The sequence below is a fragment of the Polaromonas aquatica genome, assembly GCF_042659145.1.
Taxonomy (GTDB): domain Bacteria; phylum Pseudomonadota; class Gammaproteobacteria; order Burkholderiales; family Burkholderiaceae_C; genus Polaromonas; species Polaromonas aquatica.
The window spans coordinates 1-20,587 of record NZ_JBHSRS010000072.1; the positions used below are offsets into that span (position 1 = coordinate 1).

General features: G+C 57.4%; 11 protein-coding genes. 8 read left to right on the plus strand and 3 right to left on the minus strand.

What is annotated here, in order from left to right; genetic code table 11:
• The first annotated feature begins 474 nt into the window (after window positions 1–474).
• The 6 genes from ACFQND_RS13325 to ACFQND_RS13350 all read left to right on the plus strand — a co-directional run bounded on the left by ACFQND_RS13325 (window position 475) and on the right by ACFQND_RS13350 (window position 13,671).
• Complete coding sequence (locus tag ACFQND_RS13325; protein ID WP_371438948.1) at window positions 475–2,172, plus strand: hypothetical protein; 1,698 nt, start codon at window positions 475–477, stop codon at window positions 2,170–2,172.
• 73 nt (window positions 2,173–2,245) lie between these two features.
• The gene (locus ACFQND_RS13330; RefSeq protein ID WP_371438949.1) at window positions 2,246–6,364 is read left to right on the plus strand and encodes a hypothetical protein; all 4,119 of its coding nucleotides are present in this window, start codon (window positions 2,246–2,248) and stop codon (window positions 6,362–6,364) included.
• Window positions 6,364–8,538: a hypothetical protein gene (locus ACFQND_RS13335; protein WP_371438950.1), complete on the plus strand. Its 2,175-nt coding sequence runs from the start codon at window positions 6,364–6,366 to the stop codon at window positions 8,536–8,538. The genes ACFQND_RS13330 and ACFQND_RS13335 overlap by 1 nt, the downstream gene beginning before the upstream one ends.
• 73 nt (window positions 8,539–8,611) lie before the next feature.
• Complete coding sequence (locus ACFQND_RS13340; protein WP_371438951.1) at window positions 8,612–11,899, plus strand: hypothetical protein; 3,288 nt, start codon at window positions 8,612–8,614, stop codon at window positions 11,897–11,899.
• Between the two features lie 30 nt (window positions 11,900–11,929).
• The gene (locus ACFQND_RS13345) at window positions 11,930–12,472 is read left to right on the plus strand and encodes a hypothetical protein (RefSeq protein ID WP_371438952.1); all 543 of its coding nucleotides are present in this window, start codon (window positions 11,930–11,932) and stop codon (window positions 12,470–12,472) included.
• A 32-nt stretch (window positions 12,473–12,504) separates the two neighbouring features.
• The gene (locus ACFQND_RS13350; RefSeq protein ID WP_371438953.1) at window positions 12,505–13,671 is read left to right on the plus strand and encodes a hypothetical protein; all 1,167 of its coding nucleotides are present in this window, start codon (window positions 12,505–12,507) and stop codon (window positions 13,669–13,671) included.
• A gap of 49 nt (window positions 13,672–13,720) precedes the next feature.
• On the opposite strand, the gene ACFQND_RS13355 is transcribed toward ACFQND_RS13350, so the two are convergent.
• Window positions 13,721–14,536, minus strand: coding sequence for a competence protein CoiA (locus ACFQND_RS13355; RefSeq protein WP_371438954.1), 816 nt, complete (start codon window positions 14,534–14,536; stop codon window positions 13,721–13,723).
• Window positions 14,537–14,593: 57 nt separating this feature from the next.
• Window positions 14,594–17,236 (minus strand): AAA family ATPase, encoded by a 2,643-nt coding sequence (locus ACFQND_RS13360; protein WP_371438955.1) that lies wholly within the window; start codon window positions 17,234–17,236, stop codon window positions 14,594–14,596.
• Window positions 17,237–17,743: 507 nt separating this feature from the next.
• Between ACFQND_RS13360 and ACFQND_RS13365 the strand changes: the two genes are divergently transcribed.
• Both ACFQND_RS13365 and ACFQND_RS13370 read left to right on the plus strand, forming a co-directional pair.
• Window positions 17,744–18,673: a DUF4365 domain-containing protein gene (locus ACFQND_RS13365; protein WP_371438956.1), complete on the plus strand. Its 930-nt coding sequence runs from the start codon at window positions 17,744–17,746 to the stop codon at window positions 18,671–18,673.
• Window positions 18,674–19,081: 408 nt separating this feature from the next.
• Window positions 19,082–19,735, plus strand: coding sequence for an HAD-IA family hydrolase (locus ACFQND_RS13370; RefSeq protein ID WP_371438957.1), 654 nt, complete (start codon window positions 19,082–19,084; stop codon window positions 19,733–19,735).
• Between the two features lie 47 nt (window positions 19,736–19,782).
• On the opposite strand, the gene ACFQND_RS13375 is transcribed toward ACFQND_RS13370, so the two are convergent.
• The gene (locus tag ACFQND_RS13375) at window positions 19,783–20,370 is read right to left on the minus strand and encodes a chalcone isomerase family protein (RefSeq protein WP_371438958.1); all 588 of its coding nucleotides are present in this window, start codon (window positions 20,368–20,370) and stop codon (window positions 19,783–19,785) included.
• Window positions 20,371–20,587 lie beyond the last annotated feature (217 nt).

Genomic DNA, 20,587 nt, shown 5'->3' on the forward strand with positions numbered 1-20,587 from the left:
TGTAAAGCTCAACCGCTCGAATCCTGTCTTTGTACGAATACATGAACTACCTCCTGGTAGTCCAAGTTTTTGTCCGCATCCCCTGATCCATTGCGAGCAGAAAGTTTCAATCTGATTGACCCGGGCAATTAAACAAATTGAGAGTGAAACTCGGTCACGCAGCCGGGTCTCGTTAAATGGAAAACGTGGGTCAACTTCCCAGAAAACGGCGGGCTAATGAACACGTGCGTAAAAACGCTCTGGGGCCCGGAGGCCGCCAAACTTGACGGCGGGCATGCGGCGTGTGTAATATCCAAGTGCGGTTTTTCGAAATCGTGGGTGAGTTGCTCCCGTCAGTGCACGCACCGGACTTCTGTCTGGCCTGGCAAAACAGTTTCAAAGTGCCTCGGTCCTTTCCCCGCTTGATTGACCTCTTGGGAAGCCGAACAACGCGTGCCGTTCTTCGTCCGTGCTTCCCAGACATGGAGTTCAGTCATGCCCACTACCTCGACCACCGCGTCGAATTCCCCCCTACTCACCCCTGAGGCGCAAGCAGCTGCCCTCTGGATTTTCATCGAAGCCAAGACACCCAGGTTCTCCTTTGAGGACGCGCTGGGCATCATTCAACAGCTTCAACCTCGCTCGGACGAAGACCCTAAGTCGCTTGCGAAGCGACTACGTAAGGCACTGCAGGCCCGGCGCATTACCTTAAAGCACACGCACGCCTTGCACGCCGCTTCGCAGGTGCAGGGGCACAGCAGCTGGCATACGAACGAAGAGGCAGACGTTGCTCGGCTCCAGTTCACGTCGATGGAAACTATTGACACCGGTTTCCCGCTGAGAGTCGTCGAATTCAGGTCGTGGAATGAGCTCACCGATGAGCTTCGCGCCTGGGTCGACCGGCTCCAGGAACGGGGTGAGCTGCCTCTGGGTGTGATGGCCATCAGCGTGAACGAGCACACGCTTAATTTCTCCGCCCCGCAGCCGACTGACCCAGGGAATAACCGGCAACCGCAGTCTTGGCTCCTTGGGGCGGTAACGCCGTTGTTAGATAAGGACGGCTGGCTGCTGGACGCGCCGCCCGCCTTGGAAAAACTTCGCCGACACCTGGAGGAAACCGGAAAAACGGTGCTCGATGGATACGCCGCATTTCATCTCTGCGCGACCTCATCTGATCGTGTCGGCGAACCGATGTCGGTTACGGTAGCAGATGCGCCCAACTCGGAGCTGGTTCTGCATCGAGAGGACGATGAGGATAATCCTCGGAGCGGGTACGAAATCGCCCGAGGTGATGAGGTGACGTGTTGGCATCAACTGGAACTTTCGATGCGCAACGACACTACCGACGAGATGCCAGAACTCCACATCTCTGTGCCAGACGAAGGCACAGGATGCTGGATGGTGAATGGCCGACGCTACGTGTGGGTGCTTGAGACACTCAAGCCTAAAGAATACGTTCCTGGGCGGGTGAGCCGCTACATCGGTCCGCGTGATTGCGAGCGCTTGTTCCGGCGGTATCAGTTAGCCAAACGAATCCACGGCAAGTCGTTCAAATTCCATGAGCAAACCAAGCGCCTCGAGTACTTGGGATCTTTGCCGGAGGACTACCGTGTCAACCTGCATTTCATACTGCACAGCCTAAACGCAGCTGGCCTCGAGTGGGAAGGCTACTGCAACAAGTTCGGAGTGGAGCCGCTTCCGCCGCAAGATCGTTTGTCGGTGGGCTTCGTTTTCCAGTTTCTGCAAAACCTCAAGATAGAAGACCCTAACAAGGTTTTCGCCACGCCGAATCTTTCCGAGATGGCGCGTATAGATGACGACTCGCTGCTGCGCGCATTGATGCCCAGGGTTGAATCTGTGCGCTATGGAAAACCGCGCGACCTGGAAAAGGAGCTAGAAGAGAAATTAAGGGAGGCGGTGGAGAACTTTGCCGCCGCACTTCGGATGCAGAAATTCATGGGCGGCGGAGGACTGCAGATTGAAAAAGAGCTGCCCTATCTGCTTTATGCCACTGACGCGGCTGAACTTTGCGCTTCAGTCGACGAGTTGGGCCTGTTAATGTATGCCGCTGTGATGCCGCATCTTCTCCCTACAAAAGGACTCGTTCCCGACGTTCCTGGAATCGACGCCTGGCCATGGGCGCTGGGGCATGCCATCTTCTTGCGCTTCGAGCGTCGGGGAGACCAGCAATGAACGTTTCTAGGACCTATTTTCTGGAGCTGGTGGATTCCTCGGAATTGCGGAATCTCCCTGAGGAGGTGGCCCAATGACCGAAAAGAAATCTCGGACCGCTACGGATATTTTTCTCAAGGGCTTTAAAGAACCCTACTTGCGCTCAAGCGAGCGCCCGTTCATCAAGCTCCTGAACTGGTACACGGGAATCGGTAAGACCTATAACGCGGCCGCGTTTAGCATCGAGCTGTTTCTCAAGTGCGATGTCATTCCCGTGTTCATCGCACCGCTGCAATCGCTCATCACACAATTTAGCGTAGAGGTACGCAAGCACCAGCAGGACCGCAGCTACGCCGACGAACTGGAACAGGCCGTCCTGGAGCACGGCGCCGACATTCAAGTCTATCGCCTGTATTCTCGGGACTATCACGTCAATGACCGCAACTTCTTCAGCGCCTGCTTGGCGCTCGTGAACTGGTTCGAGCGGCACCCCCAGGTGGTCGGCCTGCTTGAGCGGTCGCCCAAGCATGCCGGCACTGACAAAAGCATTCGCGGTCGCATCCAGGAGCTGCGTGCCAAGGCTGCCTCGTGCGAACAGTCCAACTTCCTGGGCATGTCCCCCTCGGACGACACCTACGAAGACACCCGTGCGGCGTACCTGAAGTCGGCGCAACAGGCCCGCGGACTTGCCGACAGGCTAGTGTGGAAGCTCATTCAGCTGGATGTCCAGAGTCGGCCGGCCAAACGCGACGAGGAACGCTACATGCAAGCGCCGCCCGTGGCCGAGCTCGTGCGGCGGCTGCACCCGCTCCAGGCCTTCCTCGACGTGCCTGGCATCATCGTGAGTACAGCTTCGAAGGCACAGGTTGCCCACAAGGTTTTTGCCGCGGACGGCAAGGGCGGCTTCCGGCAGCACGACTGGGAGAACCTGCCGCAGTTCCTGGAGGAGTTGAACCGGGAGGGCAGCGCTTTGGGTCGGCTGGTTTCCAAGCGACCGGATTCAGCTCGCGTCGTCACATTCGTGGACGAAGAAGAAGACTCGTACTGGTACCTGTTCGACCAGCGGAAGTCGATCGTCAATTCCGGTGGTCGCAACGACCTGAATCTGGTTATTTCTGAGTTCTTCCAGTATTTCGACTTGCGCTGGCCGATGGCATTCGAGCGGCTGGAACTGGACGGACCTCGTCGGAGCCTGGCCACGAAGGTCTATGACCACCTGGAGGACTTCGCTGCCATCAGCAAGGCCGTAGAAGACGAGTTCAGGCTCGAGGCGGAGCGCACCAAAGCGTCTTTCATCGCGCCCGCGCGGAAGGTGGCGATCCTACGGGAAGAGCTCGTAAAGCAGTTCCCGAAGACGGCCCTGCGGTTTGACAACGATGAGCTTTTAGCGGTTCTCACGCAGTTGCATGAGCGAAACGACGCCCACGCAGACTTCAAGCGTTTTCGCCAGAAGGCCAGAGTGCTTGCCCGCATCCGCGGCTACGTTGAGCAAATATGGCAACCAAACCAAGGTACGACCTACGACGTATTCGTAAGACTGCATGACCTGGTGGCAAACAAGAAGTTCTTCACCATGAGCCGCTCCACTTACGGCGAGGTGCTTGATCAGCCCGGGCAAACGTTCTTTACTGAATCGGCCAGCGTGATGGACACCGAGTTTCTGCGGCAGGTGCAGCTCACGAAGGACACAGCGCACCAAACGATTCGCCTGCAGTACCACGACGGCAACATCGCGGAGGGCTCCTACAGCCTGTACGACTATCTTCGACTGGTCGTCTTTATGGCGCGGGTGCTGGCTGTGACGAGCGGCGAGGACGCCCTCGAAATGTCTAAGGTGGATCAGGAACGCTATCCCAGCCTGGACAGGTTCCGCTCGGACGTGCGTCGGCTGTTCGACGGTAAAGCGGCGACGGAGGGACTCGAGACTGATGTGAGCGACAAGGAGTTGCTCACTGACTCCTTCCTGTTCGAGCACACCAAGTCAGTTGTGACGCTAGAAGAGAGCCGCAATCAAGCCGAGGAATACAACAAGGAGGCCGACGTCTGCCTCACGTTGACCATTACCTCGCTGCGGGCCACCCCTGAAGAAGATATTGTGCGGGCGCTAGGACGCACCAATGGTGTGTACTTGATGAGCGCGACTGGCGGTCTTGACTCGGCCTCGTCGGGCGCATTTAACACGAAGCATCTGCGCCGGTACATCGAAGAGCGAGGCGGGCTGTTTTCCGAAATGGGCGACGACGAGCTCGAGGTCGTCGGTGCCAAGGCGCTCGAATTCCTGAACAAGCGCGAGCGCAAAGTCGTCATCCTGGACGATGAGGACCCGGCACCCACATTCGAAGTGTCGAGCGCTTTCAAAGGTCTATCTCAGCAGTTCGACGAAGCGCGGCCGAAGCAAGGAGAGTCTGGCTACGCGCAAATGAACAGGCACAAGCGGCACGAGCTACAGGGCCTGGTGGCCAGCCTGGACAAGCTGATGTCAACGAATATTCGCTCCGGACTGGTCCTGTGCCAGACAACACAGCATGTGAAGAAGTGCCTCACAAGGCTGGCCAACTCCTCTCTTGGGCTGGTCACGCAGAAAGACACCACCGGCGATTACTTCGTAGTCAAGCCGCGGGCACTGCCTACTTACCGTGAGTACGGACAGGACGAGGAAATTCACGTCATCCTGTATTCGGCGGAGCGCTATCGCAAGAAAGACCGGTCAAAGACCGGGGCGGCGGAGGAAGACGACGACAAGGGCCAATTCAATAAGGAACTGGAGGAAGCCCTCGACACCAGCCGAAAGAAGGTGCTGCTCTGGAGCGCGTACGCCTCTGCATCCCGCGGCATCAACTTCCTCACTAGACACCACGGCACCGAGCGCGATTTCGAGCTATTTTGCCTACTGAACGACCCGTACTACACACGGCACACTCGTCCGGGTGCGAACGGCTTCTCCATGGAAATGTTCCAAAGTTTCGCCCAGGTGCTCCGTGACGAGCCGGGCTGGGCGGCTATGTCCAAGGGCGAGCTGCTGTTCGAATACTCGCGCAATCGCTGGAAGCGCCTACGCAAGGAACACGTCATTGACATCACCCGCACGGTCTTCCAGGCGCTCGGCCGCGGTGAGCGAAAGCCGGCCACTGAAATGCCGTGCCAGCACCTGTACGTCAGCTCAGAAGCGGCCAGGATGATGCACCTAGGCTTGCGACACGCGCCGGAGCTGCGCAAGCGTGCCTCTCCAGCTCAACGCGCCGTTCTGGAGCGCTTGGCGTTACATCACCGAAAGACGGGCATCTTCACCACTGAAGCCGAACGGGCCCGACACCACGTAGAGAGCCTGCAGAAGGCAGTGGGTTTTCGGGAATTCACCAGCTCAATGCCGGCGCGCTTCCGGTCAGATCCGGCGGCTCGAACCACTTGGGATTTGCTATTTCGATCAACCATGTTCACCGATCCGCTCAAGTACCTCGATGAACTCCGTACAAGCGGAGTACCGCGGGCCTATCTAGAGGGGTGCTTCGTCGAGGTGCCGGCCAGTGCTGACGTCTACACCCTCCGCTTTGACATGGCGGGGATGTCGGACATGGTCGTCACGGATGCCTTTGATGGGACGGAGGCCTACGACTGGACGAGCATGGTGGCGCCAGAAAGCCTGGTGTCTCGGTTGTCCGAGAACACCCATAAGCTCCTGAAGGAGTGGCGCGGTTTCCGCCTGCCTGATAAATCCAAGCGCCTGCTGCCGCAGCCGTGGTTTGTGACCGAAATCATGAAGGGTTACATCGCGGAGCTCGAATTCGAGCAATACGTGGGGAACCAGTTCAATGTCTGGGCGCATGACCTGCCTCTGGAAGGTGGGCCGGTAACATTTGTTCGGCCCGAGCTTCATCCTCTGTACGCCGACCTGTACCAGCTGTTCGACTACTACTTGCAGCCGGAGCACAACGTGCTGGTGGCCGTGGACCTGAAGAATTGGACGCAGAACACCGACAGTCTCAAGAAGGAACAACTTCAGGAAACCGCCGAAAAGAAGCACGCCAAGCTGCGTGAGCTACTTCCCGATACCACCATCCACACGCTGTACGTGAACCTACAGGGAGCTCACAAGTTGTCGGTGACACGGCCGCCGAACGGAACGATTCGCTTCATGGCGATGCACGTCAAGAACACCGGCGACGCGGGCTGGATGCCCAACGCGAATTTGCGCGACGCCATCCTGGGGAAGTGATGCCTATCCGAACGCTGGACTCCCAGACCACTGCCCACGCAAGGCTCAACGCGCTCAGGTTCCACTGCACCATCGCAGAGGCGGCGCAGCTGCTTGCCAAGTGGCAGGCCACTCAGGGCAGCCTGCTTGTACCCATTCCCCTGACGATGCCCAAGGCGGAAGAGAGTTCCACCCGTGGGGCTGGCTTCTTTCGGGAACGAGCCAAGCTAGTCCGCGCCGAAGTCGCCAAGGAACTGGGCCTCGAAGGGGATGCTGCGACGAAGCTCTCATTCACCATGGCGGGCAAGGACGCTTGGTACCTCGGGCCGCGGCCGAAGCTGGACGGGTCGTCGATGCTCGCTGCGGTTGCCGCCCAGCCGGCCAAGTTCATCGAGCTCATGCTGCTGAAAGAGCTGATTGAGTCCGCCGCCTTCGAGGAAGATACGTTCGTCCGCGGCGGTTTCGGGTCCAGCGTCTACCTGGGCAGCGTCAGCCAAGCGTCCAAGAAGTATCTTCAGCTTGCCGAAGCCGAATTCCAGGTGAACACCAAACACGGCCTGCTGCTTTGCGACGTAAAAGCCAAGCGGTTTGCCCGCAAAGTCACTGCGGATGCGCAGGCCGCGGCCACGCGCCTCGCTTCTGCTGGCGAAGGTTATCTGATTGGGGTCACGCGCATCGTCCCAGACGACTTTTTTGAGGCTGACGCGCGCAGGTATCCGATGGAGGGAGTCAGCCTGGACCGTGAAAAAGTCCGGCGCACACGATTGTATTACCTCAACATCCTAACGGAGCATGCCATTCGGCTCTGCACCAAAGCGGGTGTTCCTTTCGCACGCGAAACCTTCGTCGCAACCCACTACGTCGACGAGGCCTATATCCCTCTCGAACCATTGGCCAATTTGCGGGGGCCTTTGGTTGTGGTGAACACGACGCTAGAGCCGATGAGTCATGATGCATTAGCGCCACTGGTTCGATTCCCGGAATATTTGCCGGGCTATCACGTCGCCGGTAACAAGAAGACTCATTTTCCGGCACCCGACGTACGCCTGGCCGAAGGAGTTCCTTCCAAGTTCGATCCGGACGTCAACTACCTTTTCCTCAACGGGGAAGGCGACGAAGAACAAGGCAGTATTCGCTTGGCCAAGTCGGCGGACTCCGATATGCGGCCAGCGAGGTCAGAGGTGGCCTACAGCGCCCTCGCACGCGGCGAGGGCACGGTTGACCCATACACGGAGACAAAGTTCCGGTACCTGCTCGCGCAAACAAGTGTCCAGGTGTCAACGCAGGGCCTGGACTTCGGCCCGAAAGCCCTTGCCAATCTTCGTCCTGGAAAAGCTGAGGACTCTGGCGGCCGGCAGCTACAGGAGGCGTTGAAACGCTGCTTGGTGGAGCTGTCGCTCAAGGAGGTGCTCCTTGGGAAGAAGGCCATTTTGGCCCCTGCCATGCCAGCTGGTGTGCCAAGTCGGCTGACTCTTCTGGCGACGCGACGCATCAGGTTGCCGGGGGGTAAGGTGCCGGAGCAGATGGTGGCGGCCGTCGACGTCATGGTCGAAGGGAATTCGATTGCAGTGACGCGCACCCGGCGCACTCCTTGGGGCCGACCAGCGGCTTTGCTCGACTTTATCGCCGAGTTCCCGTTCCTCCAGGAGAACGGCAAAGACTGGATTCGGGACGGCCAGTTTTGGGTTATTGACTCAGGGGCGGGGGATCGCCTGACAGCGTGGTCCGGCGCCTTTGTTCCCAAAATCATCCTCAATGACGCATACGGCGGAATTGAGGCAGCTATCGCCGCGCAGGACGACCATCAGGCCGCGCAAAAGGAGGAAGGCAGCAAGGGGCAATTCTTGTCCAAGAGCCGCGAGTTCAACCTACTTCCGTACTACATCTCTATGTTCAAGCCGGAGCACTCGAAGCGCGGTGAGCGTGTGGGCCTCAAAATACCGCTGCAGGACTGCGGCACCTGGGTCCGAGTATTCGTTCCACCAGAAGGGGGAATCAGTGGTGGCGGAGATGCACTGTCGGGCATGCGTGACGTCATGCATTACTCCGGGGACACGTTGACGGTCGCTGGTCTCCTGGACCTGCCCCTTTTGCAGCTATACCTGCACACGATGACAAATGGGGTGTTGGTCGGCGGGGACAACTCGAAAATGAGTGTTCTGGAGAAGCTGGCCAAGCTCTCACTCGAGAACTGACAAGGTGTCGGGACGGAGTACGGTCATCTTGGCCTCGGTACTTCTCAAAGCAAATCCTAGGCGAAAGAGCAAGATGAGTAAGAGAACCGAAACGATCAGCGGGGTGGGTCAACCCCAGGCCAAGTTCCCAATGCCTTCGGAGTTCATGCGGCAGCGCCGGCCGGAATTGTTTAGCGACAGTGTTGGTTTAGATGAACTTATCCTGGAGCGCTCGCGACTGGAATACCACCTGCACTCCCTGACTTCGCGCAGCGAAGAGAAGCAGTTCGAACACTACTGCCGCCAACTTTGTGAAAAACTTATCTGCCCCAACCTGCGCCCGCAAACAGGTCCGACTGGCGGTGGTGACAGCAAGGTCGATTCGGATACCCATGCAGTGGCAACTTCGATTGCCGAGCGCTGGTACGTTGGCCAAGCCGATGAGAAGGGCGAGGCCCTCTACGCGTTTGCCTTTAGTGCCATGCGGGACTGGGCGCGAAAACTCAAAGCTGACGTCGCATCTATTGTGTCCACCGGTCGGCCCTACACGCGCATCTATTTCGTAAGCAATCAGCTCATTCCAGACAAGCGCAAAGGCAAGGCCGAGGATGAGCTATCTCGCAAACACGGGATACCTGTGACAGTTCTCGACGGCACCTGGCTTGTCGACAAAACGCTCAGTGCCAAGCACACGGACATCGCGGTCGCGACCTTGGGCATCGGGGACTTCGAGCGGATGCGTTCCAAGAATATCGGGACAAAGGATTTTGGGCGCGCGAAGCGGTTGGAAGAACTTGAAGCCCAGATCATCGATCCGCAGCGTTATGGACCCGCGCACTATCAACTGGTCGAGGACTGTATTGAAGCAGCCTTGCTGGATCGAGGTCTTGGCTCACCGCGCGATGAAGTGTCAGGCCGGTTCGAGCGCGCGATCCGCTTGGCAGGAAAGCTCGGTGTCAGGGTTCAGCTATTGCGCGCGAAGTATCTCGAGATTTGGACCAATTACTGGTGGTTCGATGACCTGACTGCGTTGCGCAAAGGGTTTCTCGACCTCACTTCCGAGTTTCTTGAGGATGCGACCGTTTGGGACATTGACTATCTCGTGAACCTAGCGATCGCAGTACGCAGCAGTTGCCGCGTTGATGGTTTTGAGCCGTCGCAGGCGCATCAAGTTGCCGTGAAGTGTGTGGTGGATGCGCTTGAGGTTCTGGCGGCAAGGAAGGGTCAGCCGACCCAAGCTGCTTGGGCGAGGACGCTTTTGCTATTTCTCAGGATTTTGGATGAACTGCAAGCGCCAGATCGAGCTCGGTTGTACGCGCAATTCCGACAGATACTGAAGGATGTCACGTTCCTGCCGGAATACCCGATCGATAGCCTGCTCAACTGGTTGGCGGTGCTGTTGGAAGTGGCGCCGATGGACACCGACCTTGCACGTATTGCCGAGGACGTGGCTAACGTCAAGTCAACACGGGCGGGTGTTGCCGCCAAGGTCGAGGTCCGTGTCAACCTTGCCATCAACCACCTTGAACGCGATGAGCCCTATGAAGCCATCAGTCAACTCGGAAAAGCTCAAAGTTCTCTACGACAGTACCGGAGCATCGATGATCAAGCTTGGCTTTGGCGTCTGTGCGCGCGTGCCTACAGAAAAGCAGGGCTGACATGGGCTGCGAGGTCCACGCTGGTGTGCGCGACCAATACGGTATTCAACGATTTCCTCCATGAGGGGGAGTTGTCACCCCGAGCTGTGGCACATGCTTACGACCTCATGTGGCGAGACATTGAGCTTGGAAATATCCCGACGGCACTGCAATGGTTGGATCTGTGGGGAACGCTCCATCGCTCCCTCAAATTCCAAGATGGGCCCGACCCCAGGGAGGGAATGCCGATCCAGGCGGCATTTGCACTCGCGGCGCTCCGTTCAAACGATACAGAGCTGGCCGACCTCGCTGCATTACCTGAAATATTCCGGGCATTCAGCCTGCCATTTCCTGCCGATGCCGCGCTGACGGCGCTTGGCTATGAAGCCGACGTCGCCGCTAACGCCAAGACGACAGAGGGCGACGTGTTGCGGATGGCGGCTTTGCTGCTCAAACAGCCCTTGGCGCTGTCGTTGAATCGTCGGGTCGAGTGGCGGCTCGGAGAAACCATCGAGCTGCGGTCCGAGGTCCTTGGAACCACTATCCGGGTTGTAGTCGAGGCGGCGCCAGATCCGCTGATGTTTGCCGAAGGGTTTCTTGGCTTCTTTGAAGCAATGCTGGCGACAGGTTTCGATAGGGGCCTCTGTGCGCATCGCGATGAAATTCAGCTGTTGATCACGACGGGCCAAGGCGATCCTCTTTCCTGGTCGCTGACAGAGGACGAGTGCGGCGAAAGTCATTTCAGTATCGCTGTTGCGGGGGATGCGACAGCCGTCGGAGTTCAAAATCCCGAAGTTTGGGCACGCCTAGCCATGGACATCGTGCTCCAGCTCTTTCACCTCTCCGATGCCAAGGGAGTGAAGCAATTGTTCGGTCCAGGTGACGGTGGTCTTGACCGGGCGGCCTCACTGACGAACGTCCCGTTAATGCTTTCCAACCTCCTGGGTGGTCGGTACCCAAGCGGCCGTAGCTGGATCGACACGGCGCTGGCCCGGTTGAACGAACCGCATACCCCGTACCCGAAAAAACGTATCGTTCCTCTTGCCGACGTACTGCCGAGGGTTGAACTGTCAATGGAAGAAGCGGAGGTCGAGCCGCCCTACATCGCTCACAGCAAGCTTGTGACCTCGGGGTTAATAAACCTGCGCCTTTGGGATCGCGCCAAATGGCGCGGCATGTTCTACGCAATTCCTGAAGGCTCCTCGCCCGTGCTCGGGCTTCTTTTCGAAAATGCGGAAGCCGGAACTAAGATCTTCCGTGGATGGCGCAAACGGCTCGGTGAGCGGGACGAAAACGACCAGCTCCAAATCGCGACACTCCTGGGGATCGACAAGAAGAATCCGTGGCACTACCGTGGAGTGGTGTCCTCAAGCTTCGCGGAAGTTGGGCGAGGCGAGGGCAAGATATTCACATCGCCAGCTCGCCTTTTAACCATGGAGCCAGCGGATGACGTCAATCGTCAGCGGTTCTTGAAAGCGCTTGAGCAATTTGGCCAGTACCTGGTGACGCCGGTCTCAGTTGGGCCTGACGGACCTGTCTTCGATTTCGAGGTAGGTATTGAGAAACGCAGGTTTGACGCAGTGCCAGCGTGGACCGTTGGGTTGAATAACCAGCTTGCGATGGGCATGTTGTCGAGTGACAAGCCGATCATTCCAGCGGAACAGACAAGTCCTCCCTGTGCGGAGTTATTTGGCATGATGCGCAGCTCGTCGATGGGATCAGTCAGGCGCACGCGATCCGAATGATCGCTCACCCAATCAACATAGGAGGCATGGATGGAAACCGCAGTCAATGGTTATCAGCCGATTGTTGAACTTTATCGAGAGGCGGGAAGGGCGCAAGATGCGGGAGCCATCATCGCAGCGCTCGCCATGATATTTGTCGGTATCGACACAATGGCCTGGCTATCGCTCCCGCTAGGCGAGGACAGTGTTCGACGCGCACATTTTTGCGCTTGGGTTGATGGCTATATGAAAGCGGATCAAGAGCAGCCCTATCAATATGTCGGCATTGACGTCTATGCAGCTCGATGCGCGATGCTGCATCACTATGGAATCATGGCCGAACTGCACAACAATCCCGACCCACCAAAGAAGTTCGGCTACCTCGACAACGGGCCGCACCGCGCCGACGGCTCGGAGCTTGTGCTGATCAGCATTGCGGTCCTCGTGCACGACTTCGGAAAAGCAGTCGCCAACTTTGTTCAGGCTGCATTGCAGGACGCTGAATTGAAGGCGCGCATTGACAGTCGCGTCGAACAGTTGGTCAGCAATTTTCCTGTCCGGACGCAAGCCCAAGCGGCGAATGCGCCGCGTTAGAGAAGTTATCGCGCCTAGTCCGTGGAAATGTCATGCCTATTTTGTTCTTCATGCCATGGGTCGCCTGTGGGGAGCCGCTTGATTTGGGGGTGCTTCGACTTGTGCCTTACGAAAGAGGTGTGCAGCCTGGTGTCCTCAATGGCGTAGCGCAAGAAAGCCTCGATGCGATTCTCGGAAGCTATGGTGATCCTGATTACTATCCGTCAGAGAGCACTTCCAAACACGTGTTGGACGCGACCCTTCTCGTTTGGCCGGAAGATCAGGAGGGAGGCGAGCTTGAGGATGGCCTCGTCTTGCGGCGTTTGGCGCAAGTCCAGTATGTCGCGTTCTCCGCATTAGCGCAGCGCCAGTTTTTCGGCTATTCGGGCTATTGCAATTCAGATGGCTACCAGGCGATAGCGCAACGCTTTAGTGCGGGGGCACCAGGGGACACAGCGGTCACACGGCGACGGCGTGACGGCCATGGTTTGCATCATGTAGGGAATGCGTCGGTGCCTCGATTTATCCGGCCGGAGCATGTTGATGAAGGTCTGAGATTGGACATTGACGCGCAGTTGGTCATCGCACTGCTGAATGTCCCTTCAGGTGAGGTAAAAGACCGGATTGATGCAGCTATCGATGCGTTTGTGAAAGCCAACACAGATTCATCAGCTGTTCTTGAGCGTGCGGAAATGGTCTTGATGCGTGTGGCTTTCGAAACCCTGCTTGGTTCCACGCACCAGACGTTCGATCTACGCGAGCGCTTTGAGCACCATTTTCGGTCTGATCTTGCGTCTCCGCCAAAATGGCAAGGTGGAGCATTGACCGAAAAAATCTGGCGAACCCGCTGGAGCAAGAACGTCAAACGGCCGCTGGATGCTTGGGTGCAGGATTTTTGCGCTGGCCGGAATGCTGTGGCGCATGGACCTAGCGGCGATCAGGAGCCCACCGTCTGGCCGCGGCACAACCATCTGCTGTTTGCCAGTCGACTATTTCCTTTGATGGTCAAGAAGGTTCTTGCTGAAAATGGGCTCTACCAGCTGAGTGCTGAAGATCTGGCGTTCCGTCGCGGGTTCGAAGCCTATCTCGCGCATGATGTTTTGAGCCGCGTGGATGCAAATATGCCAGAGTTGTGGTGGTCCCGTGTCGAGCGCGACCTGCTCTGGGACATCGGGTGGGCAGATACCTTCGCAGCTTCCAATGAAAACGACTCGTCGTGAATTCCAAGTCTCTGCACGCGATCCAAGCGGGTACGCCGAAGTGTGCGGATTACCCAATAGGATAAAAGCGCGTACCGATCGCGCGGGCTGATGTCTCCACCATCACGTCGTGCAAAAAATTGCGTTTGGAGATCCGGCGCACGCAAGAAAGCCCTGATGCGTCGTAAATCTCCAGCCGCACCAGACCCTCGTCGCCAAAGTCGATATACACCGGACAGGTTGCATCCAACCAAGTCTTGCGCGGCCGAACCCAATCGTATTGATGGTGTCCCCTATACGCGGCGTTCACTTCGTCTTCGATATCGCCGATGCCGTGAATCCAAACACAGCTGTTCGTTGTCTTCGAGCTACCCGGGTTCTCGGACAAGCGCCAAAAAAGGCCGCGCGCTGCGCCTTGCATGGGCCTTGTTGCTTTAAACCATACCAAGTCTCGTGCGAGGTCGCTCGCCGGGTCGGGTAACAAGTGGTAGATATCAAAGTTCTTTCGAAAGCTGCGGCCATCCACTATCCAAATCAGATTGCCGTAGTACTCTTCACGGGCTAACCGCTCGGCGTCCGTCATCGCCGAATGTTGAACCTCAATGACGATTCCCGTAGGTGTCTTGATGTCCGATCGGTGAACCTCGCCGTCTGGCGCAATGTGGCAAATCTCTCGGCATTCCGGAGGGAAAAGGTTCTTCCATTCGCGATGCCACGGTGTCTCGTTCTCCCACCAGGGGTCACAGTTTTGCTTGCGGGCGTGGGCCCAGTGATGTATCACCCGTGGGCCGCATTTGCTGATCATCTCGGCGTTACACGTTGCGCATACCCCGCGCGCACCTGCGATCGCCTCGCTCCGGCGACCGTCAATCAGGGCGTACTGCATACCTGAAGTCCAATTGGGTGGGGGCTCTGTGTTGAGGCGTCGCCGGTATTCGCACGTTTACGGGGCTGGAGCGACGGCTGGGGTAGCATGGATGGGCGCTTCTTTGCGCTTTTTAGCTGTCTCTCCGCTGCGCTTATCGATTTTCGTGCGCCAGGTCTCCAGAGCCATGATGTCAGCAAGCAGTTCGTCTGGATCGGGAACCGCGACACCGCCCAGCAATGCTTTGTCGTGTGCGTAGTTCGAGCACTTGGTCATGCCGGCGTTTACCTGGGCATAGTCATCGTCTTCGACCATGACCCCGGCGAGCCGTTGTGTTTCCACCCCCTTGCGGAAGCGCAGGATGACCTCGCGCAGCAATACCTCTTCGACCGCGCGTTCCCACGTCATGCGCAGGCGGAAATAGGCATCGACGGTCTGCTTCCGGTGTTCCTGTTCTTCGCCATCCTTGTGCAGCTTGGCGATGGACTGGTGCTGGGCCTTCAATGCGCCAATTCGCTTGCCGGCACTCTTTCCTTCGAACGGCAGCTCAGGGTCGGCAACCCCGAAACCCTCGGCGCGCCGGGTCAAGCTTTGCGTGACAATTGCCACGCCGGTCAGCTTCGCTTCCTCTGCCAGGAGGCATAGGAAGTAAATGTCATGGGTGAACACGATAACCTGACGTTGCGCGGCTTCGACGGCTAGACGCTTTGCCACACGCTCGCGCCGGCGATGATCGAGCGAAGACACCGGATCATCGAAAACGATGCCGCCCTTGCCGCCGCTCAGTCCCACTTCAGCCAGGAAGGAGCCAATGGCGACGGCGCGCTGTTCGCCTTCGCTCAAAATGTCACCTGGGCTCCGGCTCTGCGGCAACTCCAGCTTGAGCTTGTGCAAGGCCTTGCCCTTGTCGGAGCGACTCTGGAGTGAAACGCGGAGTGTGCCGACGCCCAGTGCCTTGAATTCGCGGTTGAGTGCTTCGGCCAGTTCCTTGGAAACTACTTTCTCCGCCAATTCTGCTGCCTTCAGTGAGATGGCGTTGGTCTTGACGGCTGACAGGCACTGCGTAAGTTTGGCCTGGTGGCTGAGTCGGGTCACGGCGGTGACCACGGCATCTTTGACCTGGCTCAGGCGTACCCGCGCGTCGAGTTCTCCGAATTGCTTTTGCAGTGCGGCCCGTGCCTTTTCGTCCGATGCTTTCTCCAGGGTTTCGGCCTCGGTATTGAGCTTATCAGCCAGCGCCTGAAGTCTTCCCGCTGGGTTGAGCAGGGCCTGGTCTGTGCCATCCCACTGATGAGAAATCACCGCGGCCTTGATGGCTTCCTGTCGCGCGGTGAGTGCCGGTTCAAAAGCTTTGGTGTCGGCGGCCAGTTGCGGATCCAGGAGATCGATCTCACTGTGCGTCACCTCGTCGAGATTAAGCGTGAGGACGTTCGCAATGAACGGCTTGTACTCAGCGTATAAGCCCGCACGACGCGCCTGCGAGGTCTTTTCCGCTTCCTGCTGAATGAATGCCTCGAACCGCAACAAGCGCGGAGCGCCTTCGGCGAGTGGTTGCTGGCATAACGGACAGGGCGCATCGGCCCCCAGCTCAGGGAACTCCCTGTCTGGGTGAGATTCGACTGCAAACTTGCGAGCGGCATCGAACAGTTCACGCCACGCTTCACCACCGGTGCCGGGCAGCAGATTCTCACCTTCCTTGAATTGCTTCGCCGCGAGCGCAGCGGCGGCCTGCGCCGTGCGATAGCTGTCCGCTAAGGCGCGGAACCTGGCAACCACGGCCTGATCCACCAACGTAGCCTTATTGGTGGCATTCGTCGCAATGGCAGCGACGCGACGGGCACGCAGGCGCAATTGGTTCGCTTTCTCCTTCGGATTGTTCTCTTTGAGGCTGTTGTTCAACGTCGCATGCTGGGCAAGTTCCTCAGGTGTCAGCGTGGCCAACACGTCGATCTGGGCTTTTGTCGTCTTGGCGGAGAGTGTTGCTATCAGTTTGCCGACCGGGGTCTCGCCTTGCAAGGGGACGAACGCCGTGAGATCAGCGGCGGACTGCGCATGTTCCGCGTCGATAGAGGCTTTCAGCTGCTTGCAGACCCTGGCCAGTCCCTCGAATACATCAAGCCCATAGGGGACATAGGAAAAGTCGTCTTCGCTGTCAAGGTACGCGCGAGCGCAACGTGAGTCGAAGATTGCGAACGACGACAACTCAGGGGGTGCTGCTTTGCCTTGGGTCCAATGCACATCCTTTGCAACGTTGTCGACGGCAATCTCGAAAGCGGCTTCGGGTGCGCCCGCTTGGCCCATGGGCAGGTTAGCGTTCGGGTGGATCGCTTCCATCTGGTCGCGGGCACGGCACGCGCGCTTGAGCACGCGCGAATAACCTGATTTTCCCGAACCGTTGTCACCGTAGATGACGGTCATTCCTGTCGCGCTGAATGGCAGGTGCTGGTTTTCAGCAATTGCGTTGACATGCCGCATGTTCTTCATGGCGCGGAGTTCGACATGCGTCGCCACCTTGACTGGCGCTGGAATCTGGTCGGCCGTTAGCGGCGTCGGCTTGCGGTTTTTCGAATCCGGGATGCCATGTGCCACCTTGAGCAGTGCAAATAGATCATCCAGGTCATCCGGGGTCAGAGCTTGTTTGGCGAGCAAGCGCGCTACAGCATCGCTTTGCCAGGCGGGAAGTCCCTGGGTCCAGCCTAGTATTTCCTGCAGTATTGACATGGGCTGCCTCCGGTTTCTGGCTCAATCCGCCCTTTTTGGATGCACTTGTAGATTGGTTGCGGATTGAAAGGCATCAGAGTTGCGAGCAACGGCTCTGATTCCCGAACACTCCATTCAACCCCGTCACATTTTGTAGCACAACTTCTTTTTTGCGCATCGTCCAGTTAGAGGAGGGCGAAGTAATTAACCAGAGCGGACTTAAGCATCGAGGAGGTCTGTAACGCCAAGCGGCGTCAATCGGCACTTGGCTGCCGTTCACTCACGAATTTGAACTACAGCTCAAGCAAGCTCGATCCCCCCGCCGAAAAGCTGCTCACCTGGCTGGTGATCGAGGCAACAAAATCGCGGAAACAGCGGCGGCGCAGCGATCCGACTGCAGGCGTCTTTCCCTTCGGCCTTGCGTCGCGATCAGCCTGCGCGCAATGGCGGAACGCAGAGCAGGGATTCTCGGTATGTCATGTTGGCCCGCCTGAAGTAGCATCGAGATAATTACAAGAAAGACGAATAGTGACCTTCGAATACGATCAAGGCGCCTGGGGGGAGGCTCTTGCTGCTTATCAACTCTCAGCAATCCTTAATGGAGAGGCGGTAAGGGAGACCATGCGCGCTGAAGGTATGGGCGCATTAGATTTGGGTGTCAAATTCCCCGTTACTTTCCCCACACCAACATACCATCACGTAGCAGTTCAAGTTAAGACGGGGTCTAGTTTTGCAACGTGGACTCCCACAAAAAACCGGTGGCGCGTGGACAACGTTGATCCGGCACATGTTACGAAGTGGAGAAATGCCAATCAACCGGTTTTACTTCTGTGGGTCCGGCTTGATCCAATCACCCGGATCTATTGGAAGCTCATCACCAGACAAACGCCGTTGGCAACTCTGTCAATCTCGGATGCTCATTCATTGAGCCCGGCGTCACGGTTTGAAATCGAGCGCCTTCTTCAAATGCACAGGATGCATTTGGAATTTTTGCCGAAAATCACCGTACCGAATTTGCCGAACACGTCGGCGGCCAGGAAGTGGGCCGCCAAATCGTATGCCGATGTCAGGGGGGTTGTGGAATGCCCGTTGGGAAGAGTCTCGATTTCTAATTACGCTTGGCGCCATCTCACTCGCGTCACGCGCGCCCAGTCTCACATCGCCGACAGTTTGACTGCCCTTCCTTATGTGCGGCACTTTCTCAAGCGGCGCCCTCATCAGATTCAGACAATCTCCGAGAAAAAGCAGGTTGACGAAAAGATGGTGAAAATTAACAGGAAAGTCCTGGCCATCTATCGCGATATTAGATTCAGTGACAAAGATACTTGTCTTGTGTACGTTCGCTTGGATGAACGAATAGCGTATCCAAGGTCTTGGCAGGAACGGGGGCTTTTTCGAGAGGGAGTTACACAAGAACTCCGGCTTGAAAGTATCTATCGAAAGCCGAAAATCGCCTAACGAGTAGTGCGCACTCCCTCTCTTCACTAACCTGTTGCCCCAACCGGAACATAGCTGTTCCTCGGCACAACACGTGCTTGCTATGCGCTAAACACGAACGCGCGCGAGAGCTGGGAGTACGCCAAGCTATTTTGCATCATTTTTCGGATTGGGAGTGCCATGGTTACAGCACACTGGCTAACGACGTCCCCTTAATCAACAGAAAACTTTGCGCCACATCAGGCTTTTTCGCGGTATTCACGAAGTTTGTTCCATTGGTCGACCTGTTTCACACTTTATTAAATGGGCCCCATCTAAGATGAAGTGGTTGTTTTGAACTCTATTACGTTGTTTTGAACTCTATTACCTTGAACCACCACGGACTGTGATGCCGTCATTGTTGACCTCGACGGCACCATGGTGGACACCATGGGTGATTTTGTTGCAGCGCTTAACCTGATGTTGGCTGACCTCAAGCTGCCAGGGAAACCGCAACTCGACCGGGCGGTGGTCGAGCGCATGGTGGGTAAGGGCTCCGAGCATCTGATCGAATCGGTGCTGAATCACCTCCTGGTCGCCGTCCCGCGGCCGCAGCGTGCTATCAATAGTGAAGCGTTTCGGGCGCAGCCGTTGTTCGACCAGGCTTTTGCCAGTTACCAGAAGCACTATGCCGCCATCAATGGCCAACATTCGCTGGTCTATCCCGGCGTGCAGAAGGGGTTGCAAAATTTGCAGCATGCAGGGCTCAAGCTGGCCTGCCTGACCAACAAGCCGCTGGCTTTTGCCCGGCAGTTGCTCAAGCTCAAGGGGCTGGACGGGTTTTTTGCCGAGGTTTTTGGTGGCGATTCGTTTGAGCGCAAGAAACCCGACCCCTTGCCCTTGCTGAAAACCTGTGAGGCCCTGGGGACATCGCCGACCCGTACCCTGATGTTGGGCGACTCCAGCAATGATGCCCGCGCGGCGCGCGCTGCGGGCTGCCCGGTGGTGCTGGTGACCTACGGCTACAACCACGGCGAGCCGATTCGCGCGGTGGATGCCGACGGGTTTGTCGATTCGCTGGCCGAACTGCGCGGGCAGAAATGAAAACGGGGCTTGCGAGCCCCGTTTGAGTGATGGCGGTTTCAGCCGTGTCAGGCCGGCTTGCCCAGCAACTGGTCCTTGAGTTTCCAGTCGGCCGGGTTGGGGCCGAACCAGATGCGCATGAGGGCGTTGTAAAACTCCGGTTCCTTGAAGGGCTCGCCCTGGGGCTTGCCTTTGACCGTGATGATGGTGCCGGTGCCGGGGATCCAGTCGATGGTGAAATTTTCGCCGGGCAGCAGCTTTTTCTGGTCGGCAAAAATCTGGCCCATCCTGATCAGGCCTGGGATGAGCTTGGACATTTCCCCTTTGGGCGTGTTTTCTTCAAAACCTTTGGTAAAGGCCTTGCCAAGTTCGTTGGAGTCAATCTCGCGGACCAGCGTGATGCTCATGCGCCGTGGTCCAGGGGCCGAGTACACCTCCTCAGGGGTTGCGACTTTTTTCCCGAGATAAAGGGCGGCCACATACACCTTGAACACGGCTTTGTAACGAATGCCTGCGCCATTGAGCTGGAGTTTGGTGCCTCGCAGGTCGACCGGGTCATCGAGCTTGATGCCCGACACCTCCACCGGCGCAGCCAGCGCACCGAGTGACAGCATCAAACCGGCCAGGCCTGCAAGGCACTGTTTTTTGAATGTCATGGAAAGTCTCCTGAGTGGTGTTTTAAATAGAACGATCGTTCTTTTTTGTGCTGTCATTTTCAAGCCCTGAACCGGCCCCTGCAATAGGGTTTGCGAGATAGGCGGAAATACCAGTCTGAGGGACGGGCCGGCGCCTGACTGTTGTAACGGTGCCGATTTCGTGGATCAGGAATGATTCGTTGGCAGGCAACGCAACTGTCTTTGCTACACTTTGCCT